This is a genomic window from Clostridium saccharobutylicum DSM 13864 (genome assembly GCF_000473995.1).
GTDB lineage: Bacteria > Bacillota > Clostridia > Clostridiales > Clostridiaceae > Clostridium > Clostridium saccharobutylicum.
In genome coordinates, this window is record NC_022571.1 from 5,097,759 (window position 1) to 5,107,814 (window position 10,056).

Genomic DNA, 10,056 nt, shown 5'->3' on the forward strand with positions numbered 1-10,056 from the left:
TTAAGTACTTACTTTTCTACATTACTATTTTTATTTGATGCTTCATTTAAAACATATAGTTCTTCTTCTGATAAATCATATCTCGATATTCCCTTATCAATTGGCTTTGCGTAAGTAGTACTTTCTTGTCTTCCATAAATACCAGTTAATATTACTCCATCATTATTATCATCTAGCATTGCAATAGAGAAACTCAAGTCACTACCAACATTTTCAAATGCCTTATATCTCATAATAGCTACTTTTTGAATACATTCCTTCATTTTAATTTCTAGTTTTTCGCATTCACTCAATACTTTTTTAGATATTTCCTTCGCATCTTCGATACTATCCAATCGTTCTAATAGCATTTCTTCCAGATTCTTATTATTAGTGCCTTTCATTAACTTTCTATATCTACTTTCAACTCTTCCTACAGCCTTAAATAAAACTATTATCATAATAAATAATAATATAATTATTACTGCCATCCCTATCATTATATATGGTATAAATTCATTAACTGAACTAATTAATGCTTCCAATTTATTGTCATTCCTTTCATAATTGTTTCACGTGAAACATTACATATTAATAATATCTAGTATTCTTTGTAAATCATCTTCAGAATAATATTCTATTTCTATTTTTCCTCTATTTTTTTTATTTGATATATTTACTTTTGTACCAAAATAGTTTTGTAATTGATTTTTTATATCTTTATAATATGGATTTAATTCATCATTCTTATCTTCTTCAGGAGATATATTATTCTCTTTATCCTTAATCCTTTTTATTAATCTTTCCAGATCTCGAACTGATAACTTTTCATCTATTATTTGTTGTGCCAATTCATATTGAATTTGTTCATCACTTATAGCTAGCAGAGCTCTTCCATGACCTTCTGTAATAATACCTTCAATTATGTATTGTTGAACTCTCTTATCTAAATTAATTAATCTCATTGTATTAGCAATTGCAACTCTTGATTTTCCAATTCTCTTACTCAGTTCTTCTTGAGTTATTTTAAAATCATTGATTAAATTTTTATAAGCCAAAGCTTCTTCAATTGGATTTAAATCTTGTCTTTGAATATTTTCAATTAGAGAAATTTCTAAAATATCTCTTCCGCTTAATTCCATAACAATGGCAGGTACATCCTTCACTCCAGCCAATTTAGCAGCTCTCCATCTTCTTTCACCTGCTACTATAATATATTGTTCATCTGTTTCTTTCCTTAAAATTAAAGGTTGAATTATACCATGAGCTTTTATTGATTCCGTTAACTCTGCTATCTTTTCAGAATCAAATGTTTTTCTTGGTTGATCTTTATCTCCTTTAATTTTGTTTATTGGAATTAACATTTTGTTGTTTCCCTCAATATTTTCTTGCGTATCATCTGGTATAAGCGCACTTAATCCTTTTCCTAAAGCAAATTTTTTTCCCATTTCATTCACCTACTGCCTTTTTAAAAATTCTTTTGTTAATTTAACGTAGGCTTCTGCCCCTTTACACTTTTCATCATATAACATAATTGGTAGTCCAAAACTTGGTGCTTCTGCTAGTCTTATGTTTCTTGATATGGTTGATTTATATACTTTATCTTTAAAGAATTTTTGAACTTCTTTTAAAACTTCATTGCTAAGATTAGTTCTATAATCAAACATAGTCATTACTACACCTTCAATCTCCAATTTCTTATTAAGAGACTTTTTTACTAACTGTATAGTACTCATTAACTGACTTACACCCTCTAATGCATAAAATTCACATTGAATTGGAATTAAAACAGAATCTGCACAAGTCAATGCGTTTATTGTTAATACACCTAAAGATGGTGGACAATCTATAAATACATAGTCATATTCATCCTCAACTTCCTTCAATTTATTCTTCATAATATTCTGTTTGTCATCTCTATTTATTAATTCTACTTCTGCACCTGCAAGTTCCATAGTAGATGGTGATATAAATAGATTCTGAACCAAATCACTTCCAACTATTGATTCTTTCATTGTATTATCAGAAACTAGTACATCATAAATAGAGCAATCTAAGTTATTTTTATCTAACCCTAGTCCACTTGTTGTATTACCTTGAGGATCTATATCTATAGTTAAAACCTTATAACCTTCCATCGCAAGATATGCACATAAGTTTATGTTAGTAGTCGTTTTTCCTACTCCACCTTTTTGATTAAAAATACAAATTGTTTTCATATATAAGCCCTAAAAGAGCGTCCCCCCTTTCCCATATTAATATTATATATATTTTTATTCGATAATAAAAGAATTATGTTGTAAAAAACACAAATAGTATTCAAATATGTATCAAAATGATTGTAAAAAAATGAGAGCATTAATATTTTGCCCTCATTCAAAATAATATTAAATTTTTATTTTTTTACTTTAGGGATTTTTACTGTTACTTCTATGAAATCTTCTTCATCTTTATATCCGTATTCCGCTGGTATATCAAACTTTTGTAAAACTTGTTTAATTGTATTTACATATAATTTTGCAGGTAACGCACTTTTTATATTTCTTTTTCTTTTATCTTTCAATTGTTTTCCTGCTAATTTAAGTAATTCCTTATTAATAAGTTCTTCTGTCTTCTTTACATTTAACCCATCTTTTATTACTTTCTGAACGACTTTTAATTGCAGTTCTTCATTAGGAATAGTAAGTAATGCTCTAGAATGTCTTTCAGTTAATTTATTTTGTAAACATATTTCTCTAACTTTAGAACTAAGTTTTAACAGCCTTAATTTATTAGCAATAGTAGATTGCTTCTTCCCCATCCTTTTTGCTAATTCATCTTGTGTAAAGTTATGTTCATTAATTAAATTATAATATGCTTCTGCCTCTTCAATGTAGTTTAAATCTTCTCTCTGCAAGTTCTCTAATAAAGCTATTTCAGCTGATTCAGAATCCGTTATATCAATTACATTGCAAGGAACTGTTTCTAAATCAGCTAATTTAGCTGCTCTAAGTCTTCTTTCTCCTGCTACTAATTCAAAAACTTCTCCCATTTTTCTTACTGTAAGTGGTTGAATTATTCCATATTGTCTAATTGATTTTGATAATTCATCAATTGAATCTTCATTGAAGCATTTTCGTGGTTGATAAATATTGGGAACAACTTTATCTACGCTAATCTTTACTATTTCATTATTCATGTTTTCCAACCCATCCCTTTATTAAAATTAGTGTAACATAGTTACCCTGTATTTAAATTATTCTTATTTTCTTCTATTTTAAGTATTCAATTAAAATTTAATACTATATTATTTAAGTGGCTTTTTAGTTATAGATCCCGCTTTTCTTGGATAAGTCTTAGCACATTCTTTCACCTTTTTTACAACAACTAAATTATGCTTTAATTCAGTATCCTCAATAGTAACTTCGCATATATCTACTAATTCCCCACCAAGAATCTTAATTGCATTCTTACTATCATTAATTTCCTGCTCAACTGAAGGTCCTTTTAATGCAATAAAATTACCTCCAACTTTCACATATGGAAGACAAAATTCAGATAATACGCTCATATTAGCAACAGCTCTAGATGTTGCTATATCAAATTTTTCTCTTAATTTTGCATCTCTTGCTCCATCTTCCGCTCTGGAGTGAATTGTATTTACATTAGTTAATTCTAATTCACTAATAACAGTATTTAAAAAATTAACTCTTTTATTTAAAGAATCTAATAATGTTATATTTAAATCTTTTCTCATAATTGCAATTGGCAATCCTGGAAATCCAGCTCCAGTTCCAACATCTATCAATGTTTTAGCCTTTTTAAATTCATCTCTTTTAAAAGCTTTTATACAATCCATAAAATGTTTTTTTATAACTTCTTCATCTTCTACTATAGCTGTTAAATTAATTTTTTCATTCCATTCCTGAAGAAGTCTCATATATTTTATAAATTTCTCATATTGATCTTTCGATAACTCTAAACCGACATCTTCTGCACATTTATGCATCAAATCATAAAATTCCATAAATTCCTCCCTGGCAATTAAGATTGCTTATTATAATGATGTTCAAGGTAAATAAGTAACACTGATATATCTGCTGGTGATACTCCAGAAATACGTGATGCTTGCCCTATACTAATTGGCCTTATATTATTTAACTTTTGTTCAGCTTCTGTTCTTAATCCACTTACTTCACTATAATTAATATCTTTAGGTAATATCTTCTTTTCAAATTTCTTAAATTGAGCAACTTGCTCAAGTTGACTTTGAATATATCCTTCATACTTTGCATGAATATTAATTTGTTCTCCAACATCATATGGTAAATCTGGTCTTTCAGGATCTAATTCTTCCAATTCAAAGTAATCTAATTCTGGTCTTTGCATTAATTCATAAAAAGTAATAGGCTTTCTTAACTCAGTTGAATTTAATGAAACCAAAAATTCATTTACTTCTTTTTTATTTGTAACCTTTAAATTTTTTACTCTGTTCAATTCGTCTTCAACATTTTTCTTTCTTGTCAGAAACTTATTATATCTTTCTTCTGTTACTAATCCAACTCTATGGCCTATTCCAGTTAATCTGAAATCAGCATTATCTTGCCTTAATAATAATCTATATTCTGCTCTCGATGTCATCATTCTATATGGTTCATTAGTTCCTTTAGTAACTAAATCATCAATAAGAACTCCTATATAAGCGTCCGAACGAGTTAATACTAAAGGTTCTTCATTCTTAATTTTCAGTGCAGCATTTATACCTGCAACTAATCCTTGTGCTCCTGCTTCTTCATATCCCGAACTTCCATTAAGCTGCCCTGCACCATATAATCCTTCAACTGTTTTAAATTCTAATGTAGGCTTTAATTGAGTTGGATCTATTGAATCATATTCTATAGCATAAGCAGTTCTCATCATTTCAACATTTTCTAGTCCAGGTAAAGTTTTAAGCATTTTAACTTGAACCTCTTCAGGTAATGATGAAGAAAAACCTCCTATATACATTTCTAAAGTGTCTGTTCCTTCTGGTTCAATAAATATTTGATGTTGAGTTTTATCTGGAAATCTCATAACCTTATCTTCTATAGATGGACAATATCTAGGGCCTACACCTTTTATACTTCCATTATAAATTGGTGATCTATTTATATTCTCTCTAATTATATTATGAGTAGTTTCATTAGTATAAGTTAAATAGCATGGTACCTGTTCTTTTTGCAAATCACCACTCATAAACGAAAATGGAACTATTTTATCATCTCCATTTTGTTCTATCATTTTTGAAAAATCTACAGATTTTCTATTTATTCTAGCTGGTGTACCAGTTTTAAATCTTCTTAATGCAATTCCTAGTTCTAATAATGATTGTGATAAATCATTGGCTGGAAATAATCCATTAGGGCCTCCACTATATGATACTTCTCCAATAATTATTTTTCCCTTTAAATATGTACCTGTTGCAAGCACTACCGCCTTACATTTAAAAATAGCGCCGTTTTTAGTAACTACGCCAGTTATCTTTCCATCTTCAACTTTTAACTCGGTAACTTCAATTTGTCTTATTTTAAGATTTTCCTGCTCTTCTAAGACTCTTTTCATTCTAAATTGATAATCCTTTTTATCTGCTTGTGCCCTTAATGAATGAACAGCAGGTCCCTTTGAAGTATTAAGCATTCTCGACTGTATGAATGTATGGTCAATATTAACTCCCATTTCTCCACCCAGCGCATCAATTTCTCTAACTAAATGACCCTTTGCAGTACCTCCTATATTAGGATTACAAGGCATTAAAGCTATTGAATCCAAATTAATAGTGCAAACTAAAGTATTAAGACCTAATCTAGCTGAAGCTAGAGCTGCTTCACATCCTGCATGCCCTGCCCCAACTACAATAACATCAAATTCCCCAGCTTCGTAATTTATAGCCATTTCCATTACCTACTTTCCTACGCAAAATTCACTAAATATTTTATTTAATAGATCTTCTTCCAATTCATCACCTGTTATTTCACCTAATGCTTTCATTGCTGTTGTTATATGAATTGATATTAAATCAAGATATTCATTTGCATTAACTCTATCCAGAGCTATATCACAATTTTCTAAAGCTCTGTACAATGCTTGCTTGTGTCGTGTATTAGAAATAATCAAGCTTTCTGAATCTATTTTTCCATCAAAGAACAATTTCTTAATTTCTTCTTTTAATGTATCAAGTCCAAATCCAGTTTTAGCTGATATTTCAATTTTATTATCTAAACTTTCAGCTAAATCTTCAGGTAACTTTCCATTTAAATCTACTTTATTTAATAATGTTATATACTTCTTATTCTTTATAAAATCTGTTATTGCCTTATCTTCGTTATCAATCTCCCTAGATGTATCAAGCATCAATATTATCAAATCTGCTTCTTCAATCTTTTCCTTTGATTTCTGAACTCCTATTTTTTCTACTGCATCTTCTGTATCTCTTATACCCGCAGTATCAGTTATTCGAATAGGAATACCATCTAAATTTATATATTCTTCTATTACATCTCTAGTTGTACCTGCAATATCTGTTACAATTGCTCTTTTTTCCTTTAGTAATGCATTCAGAAGTGAAGACTTACCAACATTAGGTTTACCAACAATAACTACATTAAGTCCATCTCTTATAATCTTTCCTTCATCTGCATTCTTCAATAAATTTTTCACTCGTAAAAGAGTCTTATTAATTCCATCTTTAATTTGAATTATTAAATTATCATCAACAACATCTTCATCATCTTCAGTAAAATCTACAGCATATTCAATTAAAGCTAATACGTTTAATAAATATTTTCTAAGTTCAGCTATCTCCTTAGAAAGTGATCCGTTACTTTGCATCATAGCAGATTTCATCGACAAATCTGTTTTTGCTTTAATTATATCCATTATAGCTTCTGCTTGACTTAAATCTATTCTTCCATTTAAAAAGGCTCGTTTTGTAAATTCACCTGGTTCTGCAAGTCTTGCTCCAGCTTTAACTATTTGATTTAAAACTCTATTAGTTGCCACAACTCCACCATGACAGTTAACTTCTACTACATTCTCTCCAGTGTAACTATGCGGTCCCTTCATATAACTTAAAATAACATCATCAACTATTTCATTATTATCTAAATCTATAACGTTTCCGTATCTCATAGTATATGTTTGCATTTGCTTAATATCTTGTTTATTCTTAGCTAAAAATATCTTAGCAGCAATATCTAAAGCTTTTTCTCCTGAAATTCTAACAATAGCAACACCACCTTCTCCAATTGGTGTCGCTATTGCACAAATCGTATCAAATTCCTTCATTAATTATCCTCCTCTACAAAGAAGCATTCCTATTATTAGTATATCCAATTTAAACTAATATCAATTTTACATAAGAAAATTTAATTAGTCAAAGTTATCTTTATTTAAATTTTCATAAAAAGTACAAACTTTTATCTTTAAACTTAAAAAGAAAGCCATTAAGGCTTTCTTCTACAAATCTTTCTTTAATTCAACAACCACTCTTCTAAAAGGTTCTTCGCCTTCACTATATGTATTAATAAAAGCATTTCCCTGAAGTGAAGAATGAATAATCCTTCTCTCATAAGGATTCATTGGTTCCAACTTAAACACTTTTCCAGTTTTCCTAACCTTGTTAGCTGTTTTTATAGCAACACTCTTAAGAGTTTCCTCTCTTTTGCTTCTATAATTTTCAGTATCTAATATAACTTTTTTATGAGGAAGTTCGTGTACCTTATTAACTATTAATGAAACTAAATATTGTATGGAATCTAGAGTTTCTCCTCTGTAGCCAATAATTAGCCCCATCTTTTTTCCTGATAAATTTATTTCAACAATATCATCTTCTTCAGTGATATCTATATCAGCATCTATTTCCATGCAACTAAGTATATTTGCTATAAATCTTCTAGCCTCTTCAATATAATCATATTTCTTAGAAACTCTTATTTTAGCTGGCTTAACTCCTATAACTTTAAATAATCCCTTTGAACCATGATCTAAAACTTCAACATTTACCATGCTTCTTTCTAAACCTAACTGGGTTAAAGCATTACTTAAGGCTTCTTCAACAGTTTTTCCTTCTACTTCTATTGATTTCATCTGTTAATTCACCACCTCTAATATCAAAGCAAATTTAAATTATTTTTTCTTTTTCTTCTTTTTATTAGCTGAATTTTTAGATTCATTGGTTGTTATAACAAACTTTTCTGAATCTGCTTTATTTTCTTTTTCTTTAATTTCTTGAATTGCAGGTCTATAATTTAAGAAATAAGTTTGTATAGTTTGAATTATGTTTCCAATAATCCAATATAAAACTAATATTGCACTAAATCTTAATGACATAACTCCCATCATTCCTGCCATCGCTATATTCATAGTTCCCATATTCATTCCATTAGGTTGACTTGGTGCAGCTTTAGTCATTAAATATGATGGTACGTAAGTTGATAATGCAGCAATTATTGCTAATATGTAATATGGATCTGGTGAAAATAAATCTTTAATCCATAAGAATGAAGCTCCACTCACCCCATGTATCCCCATAAATACCCAATAAAGAGCCATTAATATAGGTAATGGCAATATTGAAGGAATACATCCTCCTGCTATATTAACATTATTATCCTTATATAGTTTCATTGTTTCTGCATTTAACTTTTCTGGTTCATTTTTGTACTTTTCTTGAATTTTCTTTAATTCCGGTTGAATCTTCTGCATTCCTCGTGTTGATTTTGCAGCTTTAATGTTAAATGGTAATATTAATATTCTTATAATTAATGTAAATAAAAATATTGCCAAAACATAAGATACTCCAGTATCAGATACCCCTATATTAACTATTAAATTATGTAGGGAATCAAATATGTTTCGCATAAAGTCAACTATCGATTGAAACATTAATGTTTTACCTCCTATACATTACTTTACTGGATCATAACCACCCTTGCAAAAAGGATTACATCTTAATATCCTGTAGATTGCCATCATACTACCCTTAAACACTCCATATTTATTAATCGCATCTAAAGCATATTGTGAACAAGTTGGTATAAATCTACAGCATGAAGGTCTTCTTGGTGAAATGTATTTTCTATAAAAATTAATTAGATTTATTAGAAGTTTCTTCATTATTATATAAGCCTGCCTTTTTTATTAAATTATTCATTGCTCTTTCTACTTCAAAGTAGTTTTTACTTTTAATTGGATTTCTTGCTATAAAAACAAAATCATATCCTTTTACCATATTATCATAATTTAATCTAAAGCTTTCACTTATTAATCTTTTGCATCTGCTTCTAACAACGCTATTTCCTACTTTTTTGCTTACAGAAACACCTAATTTATTATAAAAATTTAAATTTTCGTCTTTATTTTTTTTATTTTTTAATATGTACATAACTAGAATATCATTAGCAGATGACTTTCCTCGTCTATATACAGTTGTAAATTCAAAATTTTTCTTTAATCTATAAATCATAGATTTCTAAACTCCTTTTTTCCTGCATTTGCAGAAAAAAGGCCACTTAGTGCGGCCCTTAAGCTGTTAATTTTTTTCTTCCTTTTTGTCTTCTGCTCTTAAGAATGTTTCTTCCTGATTGAGTGCTCATTCTTTTTCTGAAGCCATGTTCCTTTTTTCTTTGTCTCTTTTTAGGTTGATAAGTCATGAACATTATACATGCACCCCCTTAAAATTATTATTTATAGCAAAAACTATACTTTGTGATTTTAAATTTTACTTTACTATTATATATAGATACTAATTACCTGTCAAGTTGGTAATATATTGTTGATAATTATATTTATATATATTTTTTTGTGGATAACTTATTGAATATAAGTGTTTACTTGTGTTATCATAAGTAATATATTGTGAATAACTTATTAATATTAAATTTTATCCACAACTGTGGATAAAATTGTGTATAACTTGTTTATCTTTTTTTATTATTATACGCTACTTAAATGATTTTACTTGACTTTACTGTTGTTTATAACTTTCGAAATATAATTCTTATTATTTTTTTTTAATAAATATATCAACATAATTATTGACATGTTGATATATTTATATAC

The 10,056-nt window shown here is 28.6% G+C and carries 12 protein-coding genes; all 12 read right to left on the minus strand.

What is annotated here, in order from left to right:
* Nucleotides 1-8 precede the first annotated feature (8 nt).
* The 12 genes from CLSA_RS21820 to rpmH all read right to left on the minus strand — a co-directional run bounded on the left by CLSA_RS21820 (nt 9) and on the right by rpmH (nt 9,653).
* Complete coding sequence (locus CLSA_RS21820; protein WP_022750801.1) at nt 9-524, minus strand: DUF4446 family protein; 516 nt, start codon at nt 522-524, stop codon at nt 9-11.
* Between the two features lie 39 nt (nt 525-563).
* Nucleotides 564-1,427 carry a ParB/RepB/Spo0J family partition protein gene (locus CLSA_RS21825; RefSeq protein WP_022750802.1) on the minus strand — a complete coding sequence of 288 codons (864 nt, stop codon included), beginning with the start codon at nt 1,425-1,427 and terminating at the stop codon, nt 564-566.
* Nucleotides 1,428-1,436: 9 nt separating this feature from the next.
* Nucleotides 1,437-2,198: a ParA family protein gene (locus CLSA_RS21830; protein ID WP_022750803.1), complete on the minus strand. Its 762-nt coding sequence runs from the start codon at nt 2,196-2,198 to the stop codon at nt 1,437-1,439.
* 176 nt (nt 2,199-2,374) lie between these two features.
* Complete coding sequence (noc, locus tag CLSA_RS21835; RefSeq protein WP_022750804.1) at nt 2,375-3,157, minus strand: nucleoid occlusion protein; 783 nt, start codon at nt 3,155-3,157, stop codon at nt 2,375-2,377.
* 108 nt (nt 3,158-3,265) lie between these two features.
* On the minus strand, nt 3,266-3,985 hold the full coding sequence (rsmG, locus tag CLSA_RS21840) for a 16S rRNA (guanine(527)-N(7))-methyltransferase RsmG (RefSeq protein ID WP_022750805.1): 720 nt from the start codon (nt 3,983-3,985) through the stop codon (nt 3,266-3,268).
* A gap of 17 nt (nt 3,986-4,002) precedes the next feature.
* Complete coding sequence (gene mnmG, locus CLSA_RS21845; RefSeq protein ID WP_171770641.1) at nt 4,003-5,883, minus strand: tRNA uridine-5-carboxymethylaminomethyl(34) synthesis enzyme MnmG; 1,881 nt, start codon at nt 5,881-5,883, stop codon at nt 4,003-4,005.
* A 15-nt stretch (nt 5,884-5,898) separates the two neighbouring features.
* Entirely contained in the window at nt 5,899-7,281 is a 1,383-nt protein-coding gene (mnmE, locus tag CLSA_RS21850) for a tRNA uridine-5-carboxymethylaminomethyl(34) synthesis GTPase MnmE (RefSeq protein ID WP_022750807.1), read from the minus strand.
* 171 nt (nt 7,282-7,452) lie between these two features.
* Nucleotides 7,453-8,082, minus strand: coding sequence for an RNA-binding cell elongation regulator Jag/EloR (gene jag, locus CLSA_RS21855; RefSeq protein ID WP_022750808.1), 630 nt, complete (start codon nt 8,080-8,082; stop codon nt 7,453-7,455).
* A 39-nt stretch (nt 8,083-8,121) separates the two neighbouring features.
* Nucleotides 8,122-8,880 carry a membrane protein insertase YidC gene (locus CLSA_RS21860; RefSeq protein ID WP_022750809.1) on the minus strand — a complete coding sequence of 253 codons (759 nt, stop codon included), beginning with the start codon at nt 8,878-8,880 and terminating at the stop codon, nt 8,122-8,124.
* Between the two features lie 21 nt (nt 8,881-8,901).
* Nucleotides 8,902-9,111, minus strand: a complete 210-nt coding sequence (yidD, locus tag CLSA_RS21865) for a membrane protein insertion efficiency factor YidD (protein WP_022750810.1) — start codon at nt 9,109-9,111, stop codon at nt 8,902-8,904.
* The gene (rnpA, locus tag CLSA_RS21870) at nt 9,083-9,460 is read right to left on the minus strand and encodes a ribonuclease P protein component (RefSeq protein WP_022750811.1); all 378 of its coding nucleotides are present in this window, start codon (nt 9,458-9,460) and stop codon (nt 9,083-9,085) included. Before rnpA ends, yidD begins: the two co-directional genes overlap by 29 nt.
* A gap of 58 nt (nt 9,461-9,518) precedes the next feature.
* A complete protein-coding gene (gene rpmH, locus CLSA_RS21875) occupies nt 9,519-9,653 on the minus strand; it encodes a 50S ribosomal protein L34 (RefSeq protein WP_008419045.1) in 135 nt (44 codons plus the stop codon).
* Nucleotides 9,654-10,056 lie beyond the last annotated feature (403 nt).